Genomic DNA, 23,034 nt, shown 5'->3' with positions numbered 1-23,034 from the left:
GAGGAGTCAAGCATGCCTGTTGATATGGCCGCCGCGGTGTCGCCACCCCCCGTTCACGAGCATCCGAACCAGTTCGCGCTCCTCAAGCAGCGCCGCTTCGCCCCTTTCTTCTGGACGCAGTTTTCAGGCGCGGCCAACGACAACCTTTTCAAGTTTGCCTTCACCGTGATGGTGACCTACCAGCTCAGCGTGAGCTGGCTGCCTCCCGCGCTGGCGGGGCTGGCCATCGGAGCATTGTTCATCTTGCCGTTTTTGCTGTTCTCTGCTACCAGCGGGCAGCTCACGGACAAGTTCGAGAAGACGCGCGTGATCCGTTTTGTCAAAAACCTGGAAGTGGTGATCATGCTGATCGCTGCGGTCGGCTTCATGAGCAGCAACGCCAATGTCCAGGTGCCCGTGCTTTTGGGGTGCACGTTTTTGATGGGGCTGCATTCCACGATATTCGGCCCGGTCAAATTTGCCTATCTGCCGCAGGCGCTCAACGAGCGCGAGCTGACCGGCGGCAACGGCATGGTTGAGATGGGCACCTTTGTGGCCATTTTGTTGGGCCAGGTGGTGGGTGGGCTGATGGTGGCCGTACCCCAGGTCGGGCCGGACTATGTGGCCATTGCATGCATCGGCCTCGCACTGGTTGGCCGGCTTGTCTCGCAGTTCATTCCGCTGACGCCTGCGACTGACCCGGGCCTGAAAATCAACTGGAACCCGGTGACAGAAACCTGGCGCAACCTCAAGCTTGCCAACGGCAACCTGGTGGTGTTCCGCTCCATGCTGGGTATCAGCTGGATGTGGTTTTTTGGCGCGGTATTCCTGAGCCAGTTTCCGAGTTTTGCCAAAGAGGTGCTGCACGGCAATGAACAGGTGGCGTCTTTGCTGCTGGTCGTTTTCTCCATCGGCATCGCGACCGGATCGCTGCTCTGTGAGGTGCTCAGCAAACGCCACGTCGAGATAGGGCTGGTTCCTGTGGGAGCCATCGGCATGAGCGTGTTTGCGGTTGACCTTTACTTCGCCTCGCGCGGCTTGCCGTCAGCGCCCGTCATGACCTTGGGCGCCTTCATGTCGCAGCCTGCGCATTGGCGCGTAATGATCGACCTGGCCTTGCTCAGCCTCTTTGCCGGCCTTTACAGCGTGCCGATGTACGCGCTGATCCAGTTGCGCAGCCAGTCCACGCACCGGGCGCGCATCATCGCGGCCAACAACATTCTCAATGCGCTGTTCATGATCGTCAGCGCCATCCTGGCCGGCGCCCTGCTCAAGGCCGGGTTCAGCATTCCGCAAATATTCCTGTTCGTTGGACTGGCCAATGCAGTGGTGGCGTTCTACATTTTCATGCTGGTGCCCGAGTACCTGCTGCGTTTTATCGCACTGATTGCTTCGCGCCTGGTCTACCGCTTCAAGATCACCGGTGACGACAACATCCCTGCCGCCGGCGCCGCCGTGCTGACCTGCAACCACGTCAGCTTTGTCGACCCGGTGCTGCTGATGGCCGCCAGCCCGCGCCCCATCTACTTTGTGATGGACCACCGCATCTTCAAAATGCCGGTTCTGGGCTGGCTGTTCCGGCTGGCCAAGGCGATCCCGATTGCACCGCGGACGGAAGACCCGGCGTTGTACGAGGCGGCTTTCGAAGCCGCCGCCAAGGTGCTGCGTGACGGCGATTTGCTCGCAATATTTCCCGAGGGCGGTATTACAAAAAATGGCGAACTGCAGGAGTTCAAAGGCGGCGTCATGAAGATTCTGGAGAATGCCCGGCGTGATGGTGTGCAGGTCAATGTGGTGCCGATGGCGCTGACCGACTTATGGGGTTCATTTTTCAGCCGCGCCGAAAAAGGAGTCGCCATGACCAGACCCTTTCGGCGCGGGCTCTTCAACCGGGTGGGCCTGAATGTAGGCATGCCAATTGCTGCGGACAAAGTGGAGCCTTCGGATCTGAGGGCGAAGGTGGAACAACTTCTGGGACAGGACAAGACATGACTGCGCTTCAATTTTTTAAAGCTGGCGGCAGGATTTCTCGCGGTGGCTTCTGGCTGCATGGCCTCATCGCGTGGGCGGTTTTGTACCTGGCCTGGGCAGCCGCAGGGCCGGCCCCTTCGGTGGTGCTGGCCTGGCTCATCAATGGTCCGGTACTGGCGGCGCTGATATTGCTCTGCATCCGGCGCCTGCATGACCGTAATCGTTCGGGCTGGTGGCTGCTGCTGGTCCTGGTGCCGGTGGCCGGTGCGTTGTGGCTGGCGTGGCAACTGGCCTTCAGGCGCGGCCTGCCGCAAGACAATCGCTGGGGCCCCGACCCGTTGGCGCCGCGCGGCGACTATCTGGTGGTGCGGTAGAGGATGACGCGGGACCACAACATGCACAACAACACTTTGATCGTGAACGATGTGACCGGCCTCAACCCGGTTGCCGTCTGGGCCATCAGCAAACCCAAAACCGTGGAAGAGGTGTGCGATGCCGTGCGCCGTACCGATGGCCCGCTGTCGGTGGGCGGTGGGCATTTCAGCATGGGCGGGCAGACTGCCAGCCCCGGCAGCCTGCACCTGGACATGCGTGAACTCAACCAGATCATCCGCTTTTCGCCGATGGAGAAAACCATACGCGTGCAGGCTGGCATTCGCTGGTGCGACATCCAGCGCTTTGTCGATCCGCACGACCTTGCTGTGAAAATCATGCAGACCTATGCCAATTTCACGGTAGGTGGCGCACTCAGTGTGAACTGCCATGGCCGCTACATGGGCCTGGGTGCAGTGGTGATGTCGGTGCGGGAGATCCGGGTGGTGCTGGCCGACGGTAGCGTGCAGGATGCTTCGCCTTCCGTCAATGCGGAACTCTTTTACGCTGTGATCGGCGGCTATGGCGGTGTGGCCGTGATCGTTGAGGCCGAACTGGACCTGGCGGACAACACCAAGGTCAAGCGGCTGGCCCGCAAGATGAGCGCGGCCGAATACATCAGCCACTTCAAGGCCAAGGTCAGGTATTTCCAGGACGCGGTCTTTCACAATGCCGACCTGTACCCGCCGCATTACCGCAAGGTGCGCTCCGTCACCTGGGCGCGCACTGACGAAGCCACCACCGAGCCAAGACGTTTGCAGCAAGGCGGCGAAACCTACTCTGTGAACCGCTACTTTGTATGGGCCGTGACCGAGACCCCCTTGGGTAAATGGCGGCGCGAATACCTGATCGACCCCCTCCTCTATTTTTTCCGCAAGGTGCACTGGCGCAACTTCGAGGCGGGTTACGACGTGGCGGAGCTTGAGCCGGCTTCGCGCAAGTACACGACCTATGTGCTGCAGGAATACTTCATTCCGGTGGAGCGGTTTGACGACTTCGTGCCGATCATGGCGGAAATCCTGCAGCGCTATCGCGTCAATGCGCTTAACGTGTCGGTGCGGCATGCGCGGCCCGACCCCGGCACCCTGCTGGCCTGGGCCCGGGGTGAGACCTTTGCGTTTGTCCTCTATTACAAGCAGCGCACCCGGGACAACGCCATCAACCGCGTGTCGGTCTGGACGCGCGAGCTGATTGATGCGGCCATCAGTGTCGGCGGCAGCTACTACCTGCCCTACCAGCCGCATGCAACGCCGGAGCAGTTCCACGCCGCCTATCCGCGGGCCAAAGAGCTGTTCGCCCTGAAACGCAAGCTCGATCCGCAGTTCCGCTTGCGCAATGTGCTCTGGGACAAATACTACGCCCCCACATTGAACCCCACGCTGAACGATTCCAACACCTGAACGACAGGACCTGCCATGACCACCACCTCACCCGTCTCGGAATTTCGCGCCGTTTTCAGCGTCACCCGCTGGCACGACGGTTTTTACAAGTTCCTGCAGAATATCTACCGCCTTTATCCTGAGGACCGGTTTCACACACTGATCAAGAACACCTCGGCCGAACTCGACAACGATGAAGCCATTTACCGCAGGCTCCAGCGTGAACTGCCGAAGATCAAGCCCTTCATGGCGGACCTGACGCTGGCGTTGCCGGCACTCTTCAAGCAGAAGAAGGAAATGGCCGACCAGACCCAGCGGCTGCTGGGCGACAAAAAGCAGATTGACGGTTATGTCGAGATCGGCTCCACCGGCCGCTATATCAGCGAGCTGAAAAAGCGCATCAAGGTGACTGGCCTCGTCACCCTGGTGAATGATGTGGCGCCCACCAACTCGCCGGTGGACATCGCAGAGCGCGGCGGCCTGTTCAAGATCGGCAGCTTTGTGCCGATGAACGACTATGACCCGCTGCCGGCGAGCATTCCCGATGCCAGCGTGGACCTGGTGACCTGCTATATCGGCCTGCACCACTGCCCGCTGGACAAGCTGGATGCCTATGTTGCCTCCATCGTGCGTGTGCTCAAGCCGGGCGGCATGTTCATCCTGCGCGACCATGACGTCACCACGCCCGAGATGTTCACGTTTGTCTCGCTGGTGCACACCGTCTTCAATGCCGGCCTGAACGGCGCATGGGAAACCAACCAGCGAGAGCTGCGCTACTTCCGTCCCGTCGCCGAGTGGGTGGCTTACCTTGGCGAACGTGGACTGAAGGACAGCGGCAAGCGCGAGCTGCAGGCGCACGATCCTTCCGACAACGTGCTGCTGGCGTTCACAAAATCCGGCGAGGCTGTCGCGTGATGCGCTGGCTGCGCAATCTCACAGTTGCGGGCGCCTTCGCCGCGCTTGTCGGAATGGCGCCGGCCGCCGGCCCTGCGCCGGTGGCGGGGTCCGAGCATGTGCGCGGCGTCGAGCAGACGCTGCTGACTTATCCCGAGTGGTTCCTGGTATTCAGCCCCTATGAGTACGGCGAGTTCATAGGTGCCAGTGCGCCCAGCCGCTTTCCTTTTTATGGCCACATCGGCCAGTTCTGGGAAAGCTACAAAGCCGTCTTTGACGAGACGAGCCGCCGCGGGCTCGACCTCAACCCCGGCTATCACCTGATGATCATGGTGATAGGCACCAGCACGACGGTGGAATATGCGCTCAAGTCGGCCTATGAGACGCTCGTCGGACGGCTCGCCGAATCACTGGCCGGCCGGCCCACGCCCGAGGACAGGCATGCGGCCAGCGTTGCGCAGGACTATGTGCGGTTTATCCGCGTAGAGCCCTGGTACCTGTATGACTTCGACAAGGCGCTGGCAGGCCTTTGGCGCGATGTGCCTCTCACCGGGCCGGACATGGTCCGCAAGTGGGAACGCCGTTTTGCCCTCACGACCGAATACCTGGTCAAGGCGGGTTATGCCCGGCTGATCAAGTTGGGTACGCAGACGATCTACGATGCGCCCTTGCCGGTCACTGCCGTGGTGGCAAAGCCTGTGCCGCGGGCCGACGCCGCGCTGCCGGAACTCAAAGTGCTCTCACCGAAGCCCGACGGTTCGGCCCTGGTCACCATCCCCCGCTATGAGGCATTCATGCGCTATGCCCAGGCATTGGCGGTGCAAGGCGTCAATTTCAGCGAGATCGCAGGCAATGATTCATTCATCCTGGTCAGCGTGTTGGCGCCAGGCACCTGGGAGCCCACCAGCCCCGCCACGCCACTGCTGAGGCAACCCATCCTCACCCGGCCCGGCATCCAGCGGGTGGTGTTGACGGTGCCCGTCAAACACCTGGCCGAGTCGTTGCGCCAGTGGCAAGCCGGCAATCTGCAGGTGGAGCACATTTTTGACTATTAAGCGGCGAGAGCAGAAGCCAGGGCGCACCTGGCTTATTTACCCGTGGCGCGTACTCATGGCGCTGGTGGCCTGCCTGTTGCTGGTCGTGGTTTTTTCCTGGGCCCGCATGCTGTGGGTTGAGGACCACAGCCCGCGTGAGGCGGCACCCAGGGAAGGGCGCTGGCTGCATGCGCATGACGTGGACCTGTATGTGCAGGAATTCGGCGACCCGGCCGCGCCGCCCCTGGTACTGACCCACGGCACCGGCGCATGGAGCGGCACCTGGGACCAGAACGTGAAGGCCATGGCGGCCGCCGGCTATCGCGTCATTGCGGTGGACCTGCCGCCCTTCGGCTTCAGCACGCGGCCTGCTGCGCGCGACTACAGTCGCAACGCACAGGCGCGCCGCATCATCGGCTTGATTGATGCGCTGAAGCTTGGCCCGGTGACACTGCTGGGCCACTCCTATGGCGGCGGGCCCGCGGCCGAAGCCGCCATGCTGCAACCCGACCGCGTGCGCCATCTCATCCTGGTCGACGCGGCAATCGGCCTGATGGAATATCCCGCACCAGCGAAAAGCGGTGGCGTGGCGGCGAGCCTCTTTGGCATTCGCCCGCTGCGCACGGCACTGATTGCCACGGTGGGCACTCAGCCCTTGTTCAGCGAATTCTGGTTGCGCCAGTTCGTGGCTCGCAAGGAGGTCGTCACGCCTTCGCGCACGGCAATTTATCGGCAGCCTTTCGTGCTGGACGGCTTCACCGCCAGCCTGGGCGACTGGGCCGCGCAATTTGCCGGCGAGAGCGGCAAGTCCTTGAGCGAGAAACCTGAAGGTTTCCGCGAGCTGCCCATGCCGCTGACCTTGGTCTGGGGGCAAGAGGACACGATCACGCCGCTGTCCCAGGCCGAAACCCTGCAGCGCCTGGTCGCCGGATCAAGACTGCTGGTATTGCCTGGCGTCGGTCATATTCCGCAAATTGAGGATCCAGCCTTGTTCAATATGCGCATGACCGAGGCGCTAAGACATCCTTGAACCGGTTCCTTGGATAAGTATCAAAATTCGATACTCTTCGATCATTGCTGAGGATCTGTATCGTTACTCGCGTGATTTTGCAGCGTTGGCCCGCACAGTAGCGGCACCTCAACAACCGCAAGGTTTTTATGCAGACGCTGATACACCGTGACTCCAAACCCTGGCAGGTTCAGGTGTGGGCCTCGTTCGTGATTGCAGTTTTCCTTTGCGCTGTGGGCTTGTCCTGGCTGCCCGGCAAGGACCTGGACCGCGCTTTCATGATCATGGGGTATTTCTTCTGCCTGTCGGCCGCTTTCGTGCTGGCCAAGTATGTGCGTGACCAGGAGCAAAGCCGGGCCGAAGGCCGGCTGACGGACACCCCGATGTTCAAGCTGGTGGTGTGGGGTGGCTTCTTCCTGGCGATGTCGCTGACGGGCTGGGGTTTGTGGCGCATGGAGATCAATGAAACCTACAAGGCTTTCCTGGGCGTGAGCTGGCTCTACCTGATCACCTGCAGCTTTACCCTGGCCAAAACCCTGCGCGACCGGCACGAAGCCGACTTGAGCGAAGCCCGTATGGGCCGCGGGCCCCGCGGTCACGCGGCCAGCGACTAAGTAACAACACCTCTGCTTCTGGAACGCATCATGAAAAAGTCATTTGCTACATATTTAATAGCTGTTTGCGCAATATTGGCGGGTGCTACGGCATCTTTTAATGCGCAAGCCCAATCGGAGGCTTCCGCTCTCAGTGCCGTCTCGGCACTGCCGGTAGCCTCCGTCGTAGTCACGGCCAGCGCCGCGGTGGGTGCAGTCGTCGCTGTGCCTGTGGTTTTGTCTACGGCCGGTACGGTGCTGGTGGTCAAAACGGTGGAGAGCACGGCAAGGGGAACGGTGTACGTGCTGGAGCGCGCCTCCGACGGTGCCCGCGCCAGCATCGAGGTGGTCGGCCGGGGCGTTGCCGGCGTTTCCATGGTCGTCGGCACCGCCGTGGTGGTCAGTGTGGTAAGTGCCGGGGTGGTGCTGTCGGCGGCCGGAGAGGCCATTGCCTTTATTCCCAATGCGCTAGGCCGCGCGTTGCTGCACAACGAGCGGTTGACCCAATAAGGCGGAGTACCCCATGAAAATCACTCGAGTCTTCCTGCCGTTGTTGCTGGCGGCTTTTTTCCTGGGCGCCACCCCAACTGTCCATGCCGGGCGTTCCTGCGAAGCGCGCAAGACCAACCCTCAGACCGTTGAGCGCGGCATGACACTGGCCGAGAAGACGCTGGCGTCGCTCAATGCCAGCGGCGAGAAGGTGGTGGTGCTGGCGCGGGCAGGCCAAGACCTGGGCAAGTACGGCATTCGCTATTCGCATCTGGGCCTGGCCTATCAGCTGCCCGACGGTCAGGGCGGCATAACCTGGCGCGTGGTGCACAAGCTCAACACCTGCGGCACCGGCGACTCAGCGGTGTATCGGCAGGGACTGGGCGAGTTTTTCCTGGACGACCCGTGGCGTTACGAAGCCGCCTGGGTGGCGCCTGCGCCGGAAGTCCAGGCACGCCTCCTGGCGCTGCTGCAAGACCCGGGCCGGTTGACAGCCATGCACCACAAGCCTTACAGCATCGTGAGCTACGTGTGGGGCCGCAAGTACCAGCAGTCCAACCAATGGGCGATTGAAACCGTGGCCGCCGCGATGGAACCCGGGGTGACCACACGTGAGAAGGCTCAGGCCTGGCTGCAATTCAAGGGCTACGAGCCCACCACGCTCAAGCTGGGCCCTTTGACCCGCCTGGGCGGGCGCGTGACCGCGGCGAATATCGCGTTTGACGACCATCCCAACGACAAACGGTTTTCTGACCGCATTGAGACCGTCACGGTGGATTCGGTGTTTGACTGGCTGCAACGCGCACAAATGACGGTGCCCGGCAAGCCCGTGACCGTCATCAAACTGTGAAAACCTGTTTTCCAGAAAACGGAGATAACCATGGCCAACACTTTGCGATTGACGGAAAAATGGATGCACCGCGGCCTCTGGCTGGTGGCTTTGGTGTTTGCCGGTTTCCTGATCGGTTTGGGTGGCACGGTGGTCGGCGATTTGCCGAAAGTCGAGAAGCAGCTCTCGGTCGACGACTACATGGACGCCACGGCCAGCAATGCGCTGCGCGGCACCATCAAAACGGCCGAGCGGGCCGAGCGTGACGCGCAAACCGCGCTGGAGCAAGCCCAGCTTAAACGCCGGGCAGCCCAGGCGGATTCGGCCGCAGCGCGTGAAACCTTCGACAACTGGCTGTCTACACGGCGTGCCACGCAACTGGCTGAACAGGACACCGAGTTGCTGTCGCGTACGCGGGCGCTGGACGGGCTGAAAGACCGTGAACGCGCGGCGGGCGTCGCCGTAGAAGCTCAGCAGCAGGCGGCACTGGATGCCCGGCAGGGTGCGACGCGCGAACGCCGCAAGCTGGCGGAGATGGAAGAGGCTGCCCAGGTGCAACTCAACGCCGAATACCGGCGTGTGGAACTGCGCGTCTTTCTGTATCGCCTGGCCCTGACTCTCCCGTTGCTGGTGGCGGCCGGCTGGCTGTTTGCGAAAAAGCGCGAGACGACTTACTGGCCCTTTGTGTGGGGTTTTATCTTCTTTGCTGTGTTTGCCTTCTTCGTCGAGCTGGTGCCTTACCTGCCTAGCTACGGTGGTTATGTGCGTTATATCGTGGGCATTGTCGTCACGGCGCTGGTGGGCCGGCAGGCCATTGTTTCGCTGAACCGATACCTGGAAAAGCAGAAGCTGATCGAGCAGCTGCCGAACGTGCAACGCCGCGAGGAACTGAGCTACGACACGGCACTGACAAGGCTTTCCAAAGGCGTGTGTCCGGGCTGTGAGCGGGTGGTGGATCTGAAAAATCCGGTGATTGACTTCTGTCCGCACTGCGGCATTGGCCTGTTCGACCATTGTGCGAAGTGCTCCACGCGCAAGAGCGCGTTCGCCAGGTTCTGCCATTCCTGCGGTGCCAGCTAATGCGCTTTGACCCATCGCGCAGGAGGGCGCTATCGGCAATCGCGGGTGGTGCTGCGCTGACGCAACTGAATGCCGAGGCGAAATGCCCGGTCGATCCGTTGAGTGTGTGCAATGTCACGCATCTGAGTTCTGTGACGGTGGCCGGGATCGCGGAAATTCGTGGGACCGATGATGTCCGGCAGGCTTTAAAAAAATGGCAAGGCCGCGTGAGTGTCGGCGGCGGCAGATTCAGCATGGGTGGACAAACCGCAATTCAAGGCGGACTGCAACTGGATATGCGCTCCATGAATGCAGTGGTGAAATTCGACCCTGCCAAACGAACCGCCAGAGTCCAGGCCGGTATGCGGTGGCGCGACTTGCAAACAATCATCGACCCGCAGGGGCTGGCGGTCCAGACCATGCAGAGCTACGCCAGTTTCACGGTGGGAGGTTCGGTGTCGGTGAATTGCCATGGGCGTTATGTCGGGCACGGGCCTGTGAGCCGTTCCGTCAGGGCCCTGCAGATCGTTTTGCCTGACGGTGAGGTGGTTGAAGCCAGCAGGCAAATCAATTCAGAACTTTTTCATGCCGCCATTGGCGGATATGGAGGGGTTGGCGTCGTCACGGAGATTGAACTCAATCTCGATGAAAACTTTCGCATAGAAAGATCAACGAACCGCATTTCCATTGAAGACTATCCGGGCTGGTTCCGCGAGAAGATCCAGTCTGACCCGAACGTGCTGTTGCACAACGCCGATTTATTCCCGGACCGGTTTGGCTATCCGCATTGCGTCACGTGGTCACGCACCGACAAGCCCTTGACCATCCAGGAGCGGCTGACGCCGCCGGGTCGCCCCTACACGAAAGAGAAATTTTTCTTCTGGGCCATGACGGAGTTGCCTGGCGGAGCTTTGCTCCGGGGAAAAGCCGCTACTTCCATCGAAGATACCCCGGCCGTGGTGTGGCGCAATTATGAAGCCAGCCTTGACGTTGCGCAGCTGGAGCCAGCGAGCCGGGATTTTTCCACTTATGTTTTGCAAGAGTATTTTGTTCCGGAGCGCCACTTCACGAGCTTCGCGCGAAAGATGGCAGACATCTTGCAAACGATTCCTACGGGAACGGTGAATGTTTCAATACGCCACTCGCCGCCTGATCATGCGGTACTGATGGCTTGGGCGCGGCAAGATGTATTTTCTTTCGTGATTTACTATAAGCAGGGCATGTCGGTCTATGCGCAGCGACACGCTGCGCAATGGACTCGCTCAATGATCGATCTGGCCTTGGCACATGAAGGTACCTACTACCTGCCGTATCAGCTGCACGCGACAAAGGAACAATTTCTTCGTGCTTACCCTCAGGCGCCAAGGTTCAACAAGTTGCGTGAGCATATTGGCGCGTCGCGGTTCACGAATGCTTTGTGGTCGCAGTACCAGATCTGATGTGAAGCCGTTCCCGAAAGGCCGACAGAAGCCGCAGGTTCCTCGACTCAGGCCATCGGCCGCCCAAAAAATGGGTAACCCGGGTCGTTGTAGCCGTGGCTGGACGCGTGGCCGGGCACGACCAGATCATCAATAAAGGTTTCGTCGTCCTTGTCCAGCACAAGTTCCACCGCACCATACACATCCTCCAGGTGCGACAGGGTGCGCGGGCCGACGATGACCGAACTGATCAGTGGATTGGCCAGCACCCAGGCTGCGGCGAACTGGCCGGGCACTTGTCCCCGGGCTTCGCAGCGCGCCTTGATCTTCTGCGCGATAACGAGTGACTCTTCGCGGAATTCGGTCTCAAGGATGCGCTTGTCGCCGCTGCCCGCGCGCGTGCCTTCGGCCGGCGGCTGGCCTGGCGGGTACTTGCCGGTCAGCACGCCGCGCGCCAGCGGGCTGTAAGGCACCACTCCCATGCCGTAGTGGCCGCAGGCCGGCAGGATTTCAACCTCCGGGCCGCGGTTGAGCAGGTTGTAGTACGGCTGGCACACCACGGGTTGCGGCACGCCCAGCGCTTTGCACAGGTGCACCACCTCGGCAATGCGCCATCCCCTGAAATTGGACAGGCCGAAGCTGCGGATCTTGCCCACGCGGATCAGGTCGCCCAGCGCACGCACCGCCTCCTCCAGGTTGGCGTCATGGTAGTCACGATGCAGGTAAAGAATGTCCAGGTAGTCGGTTTGCAACCTGGCCAGGATGGCCTCCGTTTCCTGCACCAGCCAGCGGCGGGAGTAGTGGCCTTCATTGATGGCCTCACTGACAGGGTTGCCCAGCTTGCTGGCCAACACCCAGTGGTTCCGCTGGCCCGCGAGCAGCTTGCCCAGGTCTTTTTCGGACTGGCCCTGGTTGTAGACATCGGCCGTGTCGATGAAGTTGAGCCCGTGCTCGCGCGCCGACGCCACGATGCGGCCTGCTTCTTCAAACGGCGTCTGCTTGCCGAACATCATGGTGCCCAGGCACAGGACGGAGACTTTGAGGTTGCTGTTTCCAAGGCGGCGGTATTGCATGGTCATCTTTGCAAAAAAAGTGGGCAGGATCGCTGATGGTGCCTGAGCCTGAATCTTTGCGCTGCACGTCGGCTATTTAGTGACTGCGGCCCCCGCCATGAAGACCTGCTGTCTATATGTCGGTTTTCGGTGAGGTATCTTTATTTGATGCTAATAGTACTAATTTAATGATCTTGTATCTTTAAACGAAACTTTTAGGGCATTCCGCTCCACACTGCCTCTACAAGCATGTGCTTGGGCCTTCGGGTTATTTATGAAGATCGATTCCTCCCTGTTCTCCCTGTCACGCCTGACGCGTCGCACGGCTTTGGCCGCTGCGGTGTTGGGTGCCACTGCCCTGACGGGCTGCTACGTCGTGCCGGTCCAACCCGGCCATCCGCCGGTTTCCTCCACGGTGTATGTCACACCGGCCATGCCGGCAAGCACGACCTTTGCGGCGCGGCTGTACCCGGCGAACGACACCGCCCAGGCCTACGGCATGGTGGGCGCGGTGGTGACCAATGACATGAACGGGCGCGGCACCTTCACCACCAACATCAACGGTGAAAGCTTTAACGGGGAAGCTACGCGCATCGCAGGCTCTTCAACGCGCGAAGGGGTGGCCAACGGCTCCGGCAGCCGGGGCAGCTATATCAGTTGCCGCTACCAGATGAACTCGTCAACGATGGGGACGGGGCAGTGCAAGCTCTCCAACGGCGCGCAGTTCACGATGCACATCGGCGGTTGAATCAACTGAAATGGCCGTCGCCATAACTACCAACAGCGGCGCCGGTTACTGCTGCATCTGCTCGACAGCGACGATCTGGGGCGCTGCCTTGAGGTGCCCCACATACCGCAGCGGCTTGTGAATCATGATGGAGGGCACATCGCCCTCCCGCATGTGCAGCAGGTCGCCGGGGTTGATCAGCCGGGGGTCGGCGTCGGTCAGCGGCAGGCCGGCGCTGCGGTAGGCCTCCAGGATGAATTGCGAACAGAAGAACTGGTCATTGCGACCCAGCCCCAGCTGCACGGCTGCGATGCCGCGAATACAGAAGTCGCGCACCATGGAAGGTACCAGCGGCAGCTCGCACATGCGGCGCTCCAGCGCGAAAGGCGCCTGCAGCATCACGCCGACATAGTTGTATTTCTTGCCTTCATGGCTGGCAGCGAAGGTGTTGATCTTGATGGCCTGTTCGGCGGTGAGGTCGGGATGGCGAAACGCCACCACCGTCGCCTCATCATTGAGCAGCGCGTCCACGCTGCGCACGCGGATACCCGAGCCCACGGCTTCAGCGATCTGCCGGTTGCCCATATATATCGCAGCATGGCTGACCGGCGATAGCGTGATCAGGCGAATGCCCACCGAGTTGATGCCGTTTTCAGCGGTGAGGATGATGTCGCCCGGTAGCAGGACGTCGGGCCTGATCAGCTCTCCACCATTGCCCGGGTTCAGGGCCATGTTCTGAAAACCCAGCATAGGCGCACCCGTCTCCGCATGCGGCTTGATGGCCGTGGCGCAGCCGCCAAGCGCAAGGAGCAAGCTGCCCAGGACAGTCACCAGGGACAGCAGTCGGGCCATCGTGGCCTGCGGTGAGGTTTTCGGCATGCGCAGGGCTCCAGTCAAATACGGGGTTGGAATGAACAAAACAAGCAGCGGGCGCTCAGGGCGCGGCGCGCTCGACCAGGTATTCTCGGGCGTACCAGAAGGTTTCGGGCGACTTGAACGCGCCCAGCGTGCCTTCTTTTTCGTCCTGCCGTGAGCGCAGGTCCCAGCGCTGGTCGATGATGCGGCAACCGTCGCAGGGCTTTTGCCCGGCACGGCGCTGCACCAGGGCGTAGCGCGTGTTCTTGAACAGGGCATCCACGTCCTCGTAGTCCACCGGTTGCGCGGCAAAGTAGGGAACGATTTTGGCACCCGGAATGATGAACTCGTAGCGCTCAAAGTGCCCGTTGAAGTTGCTCGGCACCGACACGGACTGGCCTTTGAGCAATGCGTCGGTCTCGGGTCGGAAGTGGCCCATGTCGCCATTGAAGGGCAAGGTCACCCATGCGAGCGCAAAGAGTACGGCGAAGCTGCTCAGCGCAGCGACCGGGCGCGTCAGCTCACGTCTGATCATGCCCGCAATGCAGGCCACGGCCAGAGCCCCAATAAAGAGCCAGTAGAGCGATGAGTACAGTCCGGCATTCTGTGTGGCCCGCACACCGCCAAAGCCGATCAGTCCCATGGCCAGCGCGCCGCCCAGGCAGATCAGCAAAGTCAGGCTGAACCAGATGCGCGAGATGCGCTCCCAGTACAACGCGATCACTACGGCCAGCGCCGGCATGGCGGGGATCAGGTAGCGGGTGGAGCGCTGGGTGGGCACCATGAACACCAGCGCAAAGGCCAGCATCCAGAGCCACATGGCTTTTTCTGCATCGCTGATGGTCTTGCCAGTGCCCTTGCGCTGCCGCCAGGCGCGCCACGCCGCCACAAAGCAGCCCACGGCGACGGGTAGCAGGAAAAGGGCGTTGGAGAAGTAACCCGTCAATATCGTCAACACGCCGCTGCTGCCGCTGAACGCGATGGCGAAGTAGCCCTTGGACGAGTTCATCTTGCCGGCGTTTTCGCCGACGACGAACTCGCGCCAGACTTCTCCTGGTTGCGGGTCGATGGCAAACCACAATCCGAAGATTGCAAGTGCCAGCACGCAGATGGCTGTGACCTTGATGCCGTCGGCGACGATGCCGGGCCGGGAAATTGCCCAAGGGGCTTTTTGCGCACCCAGCATCTGGTAACACAAGGCCAGGCCGAACCCGACCGGCACCACCATGACAAATGATTTGTAGAGGCAGCCTATGCCGATGGCCAGGCCGGCGAGCAATGGAAATTTCCAGCGAGAGGCCAGCAACTTTGCCGGCGCCCAGGCAACGGCAAACAACACGCCAAACAGCCAGAAAGTTTCGGGTGCACTGGTGAGGTAGGGCCTGCCATAGCGGTAGGTGCTGAAGAACGACAGGTACACGATGGTCGCGATGGCGCCCATCGTCAGGGCATGGCGGCTGCTATCGGTTGAAGCGGCATGGCTGACCGGCTCTTCAGCGACAGTGCCGGTATCCGTGTTGCGAACGATCTTCCAGGTCAGCAGCCCGACCATGAGCGAAATTGCCCACGTATAGACCACACTCGGCAGGCGCAGGTTGAGGAGCGTCCAGTGCCCGCCCCATCCGCCGGCGACCATCGCCTGCCAAAACAGCACGGGTGGCTTGGTGTTGCGCATGAAATCGTAGGAGCTGACCAGCGGAAGCCACTTGCCGGTCGCAGCCGTCAGGCGCGCGATATGGGCATAGACCAACTCATCGCCATTTCGCGGAATGTGGTCACCGGCAAGGCCAAACAGGTAAGCCAGCGCGACCAGCAGCGCCAGCGCTATCCAGATGCGGTGAGCCGGGACGCGGTTTTTCAGGGACTCAAGACTTGTCATGGATATCGGTGGATGGCGGCGCAGCGCCATCGGCATCAGGGGCCACGATTTTCGCGCGCCGGCGGCGAAATGTCATGCGGTCATTGGCCACAAAATTACACACGCTGGACAAGACAATCGCCAGCACATTGGCCAGCAGATAGTGCATGTACAGCGCCAGCCATTTGGTCAGTAGAGACTGCAGCACGATGGCCAGGCCAGCCGCCATCACGTACTTTGAAAAAAGGAAAAGTGCCGAGTGGTGCACCTCATGCTTGCGGTCGCGCCAGGTCAGCCGCCGGTTCCAGTAAAAGTTGCTGATGGTGGCGACCGTGATGGCCAGCGCGATGGAGTAGTTCAGCCGTGAATGGAAGTCGGCAATGTGGCTGAACAGGAATTCCTGGGCAACATACAGCACGGCGACATTCACCACCGTGCCGCTGGCGCCCACCACGCCGAACTTGATGAAGCGCCAGCGCGCCATGGGTTGCAGGCGCTCAGGCAGGCGGCTGACAAGAGCCTCTGCTATGGATCGGAGTGTTGTCATCGGAATGAGGTCAGGGCGTTGCCAGGCACTCGCGCGCCTTGGCCAGTACGGCTTCGGGCGCAATGACCTTGAGGCACTGGTTGTCGCCGTCGCAATAGGACGAGCGGTGGTTATAGGCAGTGAGGCAAGGCGAGCATGGCCACTGGCTGTAAAAGGAATGGCACTGCGGTGTAAGCGGCGCATACAGGCCCGGGGTCTCGGGGCCAAACAGCATCAGTGTCCAGATAGGCGTGAGCGCCGCGAACTGCCCGGGCCCGCCGTCGTTGGTGACCAGCAGGCTTGCCACATGAAAGAGCGCCAGCAGTTCGGAAATGGATCGCGTATAGCCAGTCAGGTCAATCACGGGGCTGCCCGGGAAGGCAGCCTGCACATTGGCCACCAGCTGCTGCGCCAGTGCCTGGTCGTCTTTCAGGCCGATCACGGCCACGGCGCAGCCGTCGGCCACCAGGCCTTCACACAAGGCGGTGTAGGAAGCCAATGGCCAGGCGCGTATCGGCAAGATGCCGCCGCCCGGATAGACCAGCACGAGAGGCTTGCCGGCAATCGCGGGAAAGTCCTGAGCCAATCGCGTCCGGATGCCTGGCACCAGCGCCGCATCCAGCTGTACGTGCGGCGGTGGTTTTCCGGTGCCTGCCGCGGCCAGATTCGCGGGCAGTTTGGACTTGGGAACGGCCGTGGAATCAATCGCGCGCGCCAGCGTCAGAAACTGCGCGCTGATGTGCTGGTAGGGGTTGTAGGGAACGGGTCGGTTGATGTGCGAACCGCGGTACAGGCCTTCCTGCGTGTGGCGGTGAAAGCCCACGCGGATGCGCGCGCCGCTGGCATACGACAGCAGGCTGCTGATCCGCGAGAACAGCTCGCAGTCAATCGCCACGTCAACATTCGCGCGCCGCAGCTCGCCAATCGCCTTCCACAGGCTGGACAGCAGGCCGCCCAGCGACTTGTCGTCCACCGTGTGCACGTTGGCCGGGTCCACCACCTGCATGAGGTCGAGGATTTCGCGGTTCTTGCCGAAGAGCAGGGCATGCAGCGGCGCGTCGGGATACCGCTGCTTCAGGCGTGCGAACATGTCGTGGGCCAACACCAGGCTGCCCATCTCCGACAGCAAAATGACCACGATGGCACGCGGCGCGGGATCGGCGCCGGAGCGGAATTGCCGCAGTACGGCATCGACGCCCGATATTGCTGCGCACAGCGGTATGCCGACCCAGCGGTCAATCCAGCGTTGCAGGTTGATGTTCATCGTTTAAACGCCACGCTGCCTGTCGGCGTGGAACTGCGCGGTGAATTCACCAAAACGGCCGGCGTCCAGTGCGTCGCGGACTTCCTGCATCAGGTTCAGGTAGTAATGCAGATTGTGGATGCTCGACAGCATGGGGCCCAGCATCTCGCCGCAGCGGTCCAGGTGGTGCATATAGGCACGCGAGAAGTTCTTGCAGGTGTAGCAGCCGCAGGTCGCGTCGACCGGCTGGTCTTCGGTCTTGTAGCGCGCATTGCGGATCTTCAGGTCACCGAAACGCGTGAACATGTGGCCGTTGCGCGCATTGCGGGTCGGCATGACGCAGTCGAACATATCGACGCCGGCGGCCACGCCCTCGACCAGGTCTTCAGGCGTGCCCACGCCCATCAGGTAGCGCGGTTTGTTCGTCGGCAGGCGATGCGGCGTGTGCGCCATGATGCGCTGCATTTCTTCCTTGGGTTCGCCCACACTCACGCCGCCTATGGCGTAACCGGGCAGATCCAGCTCGACCAGGGCATCGAGCGATTCCTGGCGCAGGTTTTCAAACATGCCGCCCTGCACGATGCCGAAGAGTGCGTTGGGGTTCTCCAGTTTTTTGAATTCGGCAATGCAGCGGCCGGCCCAGCGCAGGCTCAGCTCCATCGAGCTGCGCGCTTCGCTTTCGGTGGTGATGTGGCCCTTGGTGTCGTAAGGCGTGCATTCGTCGAATTGCATCACGATGTCGCTGTTAAGCACCGTCTGGATCTGCATCGAGATCTCGGGGGTCAAAAACAGCTTGTCGCCGTTCACGGGCGAGGCGAACTTCACACCTTCCTCGGAAATCTTGCGCATCTCGCCCAGCGACCAGACCTGGAAGCCGCCGCTGTCGGTCAGGATGGGCTTGTTCCAGCTTTCAAACTTGTGCAGGCCGCCGAACTGCTGCATCACGTCCAGGCCGGGCCGCATCCAGAGATGGAAGGTGTTGCCCAGGATGATTTGCGCGCCCATGTCGTGCAGCGACTGCGGCATCACGCCCTTGACCGTGCCATAGGTGCCGACCGGCATGAAGATGGGGGTTTGCACCACACCGTGGTTGAGCGTCAGTTTGCCGCGCCGGGCGTAGGAGCCGAGGTAGGCGCCGGCCCCTTCGCCGGCCGGGGCGTCGGTCTTCAGAACTTCAAATTCGAGCATCTTGGGATTGTCGCAGGTGTATAGGGGTGTATCAGGCGCCTGCCAGAGGGGTTTTACGGGCCAGCAGCATGGCATCGCCATAGCTGAAAAAGCGGTATCGCCCGGCAATCGCATGCCGGTACAGCGCCATGATGTGTTCGTAGCCCGAAAACGCGCTGACCAGCATCATCAGCGTGCTTTTGGGCAGGTGAAAGTTGGTCAGCAGCAGGTCAACCACGGCAAATTCAAAGCCCGGGGTGATGAAGATGTTGGTGTCGTTGCAGTCGGGGCCGAATTTGGCGTGCGACTCCAGCGCCCGGACAGTGGTGGTGCCCACGGCCACCACGCGGCCACCACGCGCCTTGCACGCGGCAATGGCTTGCTGCGTGGCCAAAGGGACCTCAAAACGCTCGAAATGCATGGTGTGGTCTGCAATGTTTTCGGCCTTGACGGGCTGGAAGGTGCCGGCACCCACATGCAGCGTCACGCTCGCGCGCTGGATGCCGCGCGCTTCGAGTTGCGCCAATATGGCTTCATCGAAGTGCAGTGCCGCGGTGGGCGCGGCCACGGCGCCCGGGTTTTTGGCAAACACCGTCTGGTAGCGCTGCTCGTCGTCCGCGGAGTCGGTATGGGTAATGTAGGGCGGCAGCGGTACGTGGCCATGCTGCGCCATCAGCGCATAGGGGTCACTGCTCAGGCGGAAACGATACAGAGGCCCGCTTTCCTCGGGCCAGCGGCCCAGCAGCGTGGCGGTGAAGCCACCGTCCATTTGCAGCACCGCGCCCGGCAGGGGTTTTTTGCTGACCTTCATGTGGGCGGCGACTTCATGGCCGGCATCCGCATGGGGCGACAGCACGCGTTCGATCAGTAGTTCCAGTTTGCCTCCGCTGGCTTTCTGGCCGAAGAGCCGGGCTTTGACGACTTTGGTGTCGTTGAACACCAGCAGGTCGCCCGGCAGCAACAGGCCGGGGAGTTCGGTGAACCGTCGGTCCACTGGCAGGTCTTCACGCCCGTCAAGCAGGCGCGAGCCGCTGCGCTGGGCGGCAGGGTGTTGGGCAATGAGTTCTTCGGGCAGCGTGAAATCAAAATCGCTGAGGGTGAAATGGGGCTTCATAAACCTAGAAACCGCAGTTGGATGCGCCCGAGTGTGCCGCCCGCGCTGCGCCAGGCAAGGCGCGACAACGCTGTGGGCTGTTGCCCACAAGGCGGAGCAACGCCGCATGGTGCTGTGCGGGTGGCGCAATCGGGTGCATAGCGTTGTTATGCACAAGCTGAGTGCCAGCGAAGGGAGGGGTGACGGTATTCAAGCGGATTCTGAGAGGTTTGCAAGCGGTCAACTGCGGTTGCTAGGTTGACGGCACAATTGTCCCATGTCGCCTCCTGGTGCCTCCGTCCGAAAAACTGTCCCGCCTGAGACTGCAGTCGGGGACAACGCTGTGCTCCGCCCGCAGGTTGAGAAAGCCCCGCCCAAATCCCCTGCGCAAAAAGCCCTGGAGAAGCTGGGCCTGCGCCGCGACATCGATCTGGCCTTGCACCTGCCCCTGCGCTACGAGGATGAAACCCGCATCGTGCGGCTGGCGGACGCGCGGGACGGCGATCTGGTGCAAATCGAAGGCCAGGTGACGCACAGCGAGATCGCCTTTCGCCCGCGCCGACAGCTGCGGGTGACGGTAGACGACGGCAGCGACACCTGCGTGCTGCGCTTCATCAATTTTTACCCGGCTCACCAGAAAACGCTGAGCACAGGCGCCCATGTTCGGGTGCGGGGTGAAATCCGCGGCGGCTTTCTCAGCCGTGAAATGATCCACCCCAGCTTCAGGCTGGCCGGCGGTGAGCTGCCCGGCGCGCTGACGCCGGTGTATCCCACCGTGGCCGGACTGCCGCAAACCTACCTGCGAAAAGCCGTGCTCAGCGGCCTGGCGCGGGCTGATCTCCGCGAGACCTTTCCGCCTGAAGTTTTAGGTGAAAACAGGCTGCAGCCCTTATGGAACCTGCGCGAGGCGCTACAGTTTTTGCATCACCCCACGCCAGATGTCTCGCTGGCCACGCTGGAAGACCGCAGCCACCCGGCCTGGCAGCGGCTCAAGGCCGAAGAGCTGCTGGCCCAGCAGCTGTCGCAGCTGCAGGCCAGGCGCATACGCGCAGCCATGCGCGCACCTTCGCTGGTGGGCCCGCCCATGCGCGGCACGCAGTGCACGCTGCATGACCAGTTGCTGGAGCGCCTGCCTTTCCGGTTGACCGCCGCCCAGCAGCGCGTGTGCAACGAGATTGAAGCGGACCTGAAAAAAAACATCCCCATGCACCGCCTGTTACAGGGCGACGTGGGCGCCGGCAAAACGGTGGTGGCGGCGCTGGCTGCGGCACGCTGCATGGATGCGGGCTGGCAATGCGCGCTGATGGCGCCTACGGAAATCCTGGCCGAGCAGCACTTCAGCAAGCTGATCGGCTGGCTGGAGCCGCTGGGCATCAAGACCGCCTGGTTGACCGGCAGCCAGAAAACAAAAGAGCGGCGCGAGATGCTGGCGCTGATCGAGAGCGGGGAGGCCGGTCTGGTCATAGGCACACACGCTGTGATCCAGGACAAGGTGAAGTTCAAAAACCTGGCGCTCGCCATCATTGACGAGCAGCACCGCTTTGGCGTGGCGCAGCGGCTGGCCCTGCGCAGCAAAATGACTGAAGGCGGGCAGGAACCCCATCTTTTGATGATGACCGCCACGCCGATTCCGCGCACGCTGGCGATGAGTTATTACGCTGACCTTGACGTCTCCACCATCGACGAGCTGCCGCCCGGCCGCACGCCCATCGTGACCAAGGTGGTGAGCGACGCGCGGCGCGACGAAGTGATCACGCGCATACGCGGGCAGCTGGCGGAAGGGCGGCAGATTTACTGGGTCTGCCCACTGATCGAGGAAAGCGAGTCCATCGACCTGGTCAATGCCACGCAAACGCATGAAGCGCTGAGCGCGGCCTTGCCCGGCGTCAGTGTGGGGCTGCTGCATTCGCGTATGCCGGTTGCAGAAAAGAAGGCCGTAATGAGCCAGTTCACCGCCGGGAAAATGGGCGTGCTGGTGAGTACGACGGTGATCGAGGTGGGCGTTGACGTGCCCAATGCTTCGCTGATGGTGATCGAGCATGCCGAGCGCTTTGGCCTGAGCCAGTTGCACCAGCTGCGCGGCCGTGTCGGGCGCGGCGCGGCAGCGTCGGCATGCGTGCTGCTGTATTCGACCGGCGATGCGTCCCGGCTCGGCGAGATGGCGCGCGAACGCCTCAAAGCCATGGCGCAAACCAATGATGGCTTCGAAATCGCCCGGCGCGACCTCGAAATCCGCGGGCCCGGCGAGTTCCTGGGAGCGCGGCAATCGGGCGCGCCGCTGCTGCGGTTTGCCGATCTCGAGACCGATGCCGCGCTGCTGGCCTGGGCACGCGAGCGGGCGCCACTGATGCTGGACCGGCATGCGGAACTGGCTCATCGGCACATCCTGCGATGGCTGGGGGGCAAAGCCGATTACCTGAAGGCCTAAGCACCATCCCGCGATACAGCGATTGAGAAAAGCAGCACAATAAGCCCATGACGCTGACCGAACTCAAATACATCGTCGCTGTGGCCCGCGAAAAGCATTTCGGCAAGGGCGCCGACGCCTGTCACGTCTCGCAGCCCACCCTCAGTGTGGCCATCAAGAAGCTGGAAGAAGAGCTGCAGGTCAAGCTGTTTGAGCGCAACGCCAACGAAATCACCGTGACGCCTCTGGGCGAAGAAATCGTGCGCCAGGCCCAGAGCGTGCTGGAGCAAGCCGACAACATCCGTGAAATTGCCAAGCGCGGCAAAGACCCGCTGGCGGGTGCGCTGCGGCTGGGCGTGATCTATACGATTGGCCCCTACCTGTTGCCCGACCTGGTGCGCCAGGCGATTGCGCATACGCCGCAGATGCCGCTGATGCTGCAGGAAAACTTCACCGTCAAGTTGCTGGAAGAGTTGCGTACCGGTGAAATTGACTGCGCCATCCTGGCCGAGCCCTTTCCCGACACCAACCTGGCCATTGCGCCGTTGTATGACGAGCCTTTCATGGCGGCGGTGCCCAGCGCCCATGCGCTGGCGTCCCGCAAAAGCGTGACGGCCGAGGAGCTCAAGAAGGAAACCATGCTGCTGCTGGGGACCGGCCATTGCTTTCGCGACCACGTGCTCGAGGTTTGCCCCGAATTTGCACGCTTTTCCAGCAGCGCCGAAGGCATCAGCAAAAGCTTCGAAGGTTCGTCGCTGGAAACCATCAAGCACATGGTGGCGGCGGGCATGGGCATCACGCTGGTGCCCCGACTGGGCGTGCCCAAGGAGGCTCTGGCCGAGCAGGCCGCAGCTGCCAGGAAACCCGCCAAGGGAAAACCCGCCGCAAGCCGCAGCAAGGTGGCAGCAGAGCAACCTTCGTTCATCAAATACCTGCCGTTTGACGGCGATGTGCCGAGCCGGCGCGTGGTGCTGGCCTGGCGTCGCAGCTTCACGCGATACGAGGCCATTGCCGCGCTGCGCAACGCCATTTACGCCTGCGAACTGCCCGGCGTCATCCGCCTGTCTTGAATCCCGTCTA

Annotated in this window: 21 protein-coding genes; 14 read left to right on the top strand and 7 right to left on the bottom strand. The window is 61.8% G+C overall.

From position 1 onward, the window contains the following. Positions 1–12: 12 nt before the first annotated feature. The 11 genes from AC1DVV_RS15870 to AC1DVV_RS15820 all read left to right on the top strand — a co-directional run bounded on the left by AC1DVV_RS15870 (position 13) and on the right by AC1DVV_RS15820 (position 11,047). Positions 13–1,971, top strand: coding sequence for an MFS transporter (locus tag AC1DVV_RS15870; protein WP_457281456.1), 1,959 nt, complete (start codon positions 13–15; stop codon positions 1,969–1,971). Then, complete coding sequence (locus AC1DVV_RS15865) at positions 1,968–2,324, top strand: DUF805 domain-containing protein (protein WP_457281455.1); 357 nt, start codon at positions 1,968–1,970, stop codon at positions 2,322–2,324. Before AC1DVV_RS15870 ends, AC1DVV_RS15865 begins: the two co-directional genes overlap by 4 nt. Before the next feature lie 21 nt (positions 2,325–2,345). Further along, complete coding sequence (locus AC1DVV_RS15860) at positions 2,346–3,722, top strand: FAD-binding oxidoreductase (protein ID WP_457281454.1); 1,377 nt, start codon at positions 2,346–2,348, stop codon at positions 3,720–3,722. A gap of 15 nt (positions 3,723–3,737) precedes the next feature. Then, complete coding sequence (locus AC1DVV_RS15855; RefSeq protein ID WP_477666448.1) at positions 3,738–4,616, top strand: methyltransferase domain-containing protein; 879 nt, start codon at positions 3,738–3,740, stop codon at positions 4,614–4,616. Next, positions 4,616–5,650 carry a hypothetical protein gene (locus AC1DVV_RS15850; RefSeq protein ID WP_477666449.1) on the top strand — a complete coding sequence of 345 codons (1,035 nt, stop codon included), beginning with the start codon at positions 4,616–4,618 and terminating at the stop codon, positions 5,648–5,650. Before AC1DVV_RS15855 ends, AC1DVV_RS15850 begins: the two co-directional genes overlap by 1 nt. After that, on the top strand, positions 5,640–6,659 hold the full coding sequence (locus tag AC1DVV_RS15845; protein WP_457281451.1) for an alpha/beta fold hydrolase: 1,020 nt from the start codon (positions 5,640–5,642) through the stop codon (positions 6,657–6,659). Before AC1DVV_RS15850 ends, AC1DVV_RS15845 begins: the two co-directional genes overlap by 11 nt. Before the next feature lie 128 nt (positions 6,660–6,787). Further along, positions 6,788–7,252, top strand: coding sequence for a YiaA/YiaB family inner membrane protein (locus tag AC1DVV_RS15840; protein ID WP_457281450.1), 465 nt, complete (start codon positions 6,788–6,790; stop codon positions 7,250–7,252). A gap of 30 nt (positions 7,253–7,282) precedes the next feature. Next, on the top strand, positions 7,283–7,741 hold the full coding sequence (locus AC1DVV_RS15835) for a hypothetical protein (protein ID WP_477689529.1): 459 nt from the start codon (positions 7,283–7,285) through the stop codon (positions 7,739–7,741). A gap of 13 nt (positions 7,742–7,754) precedes the next feature. Further along, a complete protein-coding gene (locus AC1DVV_RS15830) occupies positions 7,755–8,570 on the top strand; it encodes a DUF2145 domain-containing protein (RefSeq protein WP_477689530.1) in 816 nt (271 codons plus the stop codon). Positions 8,571–8,600: 30 nt separating this feature from the next. Further along, a complete protein-coding gene (locus AC1DVV_RS15825; protein WP_457281447.1) occupies positions 8,601–9,629 on the top strand; it encodes a serine endopeptidase in 1,029 nt (342 codons plus the stop codon). Continuing rightward, complete coding sequence (locus AC1DVV_RS15820) at positions 9,629–11,047, top strand: FAD-binding oxidoreductase (RefSeq protein WP_477701545.1); 1,419 nt, start codon at positions 9,629–9,631, stop codon at positions 11,045–11,047. Before AC1DVV_RS15825 ends, AC1DVV_RS15820 begins: the two co-directional genes overlap by 1 nt. A gap of 47 nt (positions 11,048–11,094) precedes the next feature. On the opposite strand, the gene AC1DVV_RS15815 is transcribed toward AC1DVV_RS15820, so the two are convergent. Further along, positions 11,095–12,099: an aldo/keto reductase gene (locus tag AC1DVV_RS15815; RefSeq protein WP_457281445.1), complete on the bottom strand. Its 1,005-nt coding sequence runs from the start codon at positions 12,097–12,099 to the stop codon at positions 11,095–11,097. Positions 12,100–12,352: 253 nt separating this feature from the next. On the opposite strand from AC1DVV_RS15815, the gene AC1DVV_RS15810 reads away from it, so the two are divergent. Continuing rightward, on the top strand, positions 12,353–12,826 hold the full coding sequence (locus AC1DVV_RS15810) for a hypothetical protein (RefSeq protein WP_457281444.1): 474 nt from the start codon (positions 12,353–12,355) through the stop codon (positions 12,824–12,826). Between the two features lie 45 nt (positions 12,827–12,871). Here AC1DVV_RS15810 and AC1DVV_RS15805 read toward each other — a convergent pair whose 3' ends face one another. The 6 genes from AC1DVV_RS15805 to queA are packed head-to-tail and all read right to left on the bottom strand — an operon-like array spanning position 12,872 to position 19,568. Next, positions 12,872–13,684 carry a YiiX/YebB-like N1pC/P60 family cysteine hydrolase gene (locus AC1DVV_RS15805; protein WP_457281443.1) on the bottom strand — a complete coding sequence of 271 codons (813 nt, stop codon included), beginning with the start codon at positions 13,682–13,684 and terminating at the stop codon, positions 12,872–12,874. A 55-nt stretch (positions 13,685–13,739) separates the two neighbouring features. After that, complete coding sequence (locus tag AC1DVV_RS15800) at positions 13,740–15,539, bottom strand: ArnT family glycosyltransferase (RefSeq protein WP_477701546.1); 1,800 nt, start codon at positions 15,537–15,539, stop codon at positions 13,740–13,742. After that, positions 15,526–16,065 carry a GtrA family protein gene (locus tag AC1DVV_RS15795; RefSeq protein WP_457281441.1) on the bottom strand — a complete coding sequence of 180 codons (540 nt, stop codon included), beginning with the start codon at positions 16,063–16,065 and terminating at the stop codon, positions 15,526–15,528. Before AC1DVV_RS15795 ends, AC1DVV_RS15800 begins: the two co-directional genes overlap by 14 nt. A gap of 10 nt (positions 16,066–16,075) precedes the next feature. Further along, positions 16,076–17,308, bottom strand: a complete 1,233-nt coding sequence (locus tag AC1DVV_RS15790; RefSeq protein ID WP_457281440.1) for a glycosyltransferase family 9 protein — start codon at positions 17,306–17,308, stop codon at positions 16,076–16,078. Between the two features lie 3 nt (positions 17,309–17,311). Beyond that, positions 17,312–18,475, bottom strand: coding sequence for a tRNA guanosine(34) transglycosylase Tgt (gene tgt, locus AC1DVV_RS15785; RefSeq protein WP_457281439.1), 1,164 nt, complete (start codon positions 18,473–18,475; stop codon positions 17,312–17,314). Positions 18,476–18,506: 31 nt separating this feature from the next. After that, positions 18,507–19,568, bottom strand: coding sequence for a tRNA preQ1(34) S-adenosylmethionine ribosyltransferase-isomerase QueA (gene queA / locus AC1DVV_RS15780; protein WP_457281438.1), 1,062 nt, complete (start codon positions 19,566–19,568; stop codon positions 18,507–18,509). A 256-nt stretch (positions 19,569–19,824) separates the two neighbouring features. Between queA and recG the strand changes: the two genes are divergently transcribed. Both recG and AC1DVV_RS15770 read left to right on the top strand, forming a co-directional pair. Further along, entirely contained in the window at positions 19,825–21,975 is a 2,151-nt protein-coding gene (gene recG / locus AC1DVV_RS15775) for an ATP-dependent DNA helicase RecG (RefSeq protein ID WP_457281437.1), read from the top strand. A gap of 47 nt (positions 21,976–22,022) precedes the next feature. After that, positions 22,023–23,024, top strand: a complete 1,002-nt coding sequence (locus AC1DVV_RS15770; RefSeq protein ID WP_457281436.1) for a LysR substrate-binding domain-containing protein — start codon at positions 22,023–22,025, stop codon at positions 23,022–23,024. Positions 23,025–23,034: the final 10 nt, after the last annotated feature.

Source organism: Polaromonas sp. P3_B4 (assembly GCF_056402835.1).
This window is presented reverse-complemented; position numbering and strand designations above follow the sequence as displayed.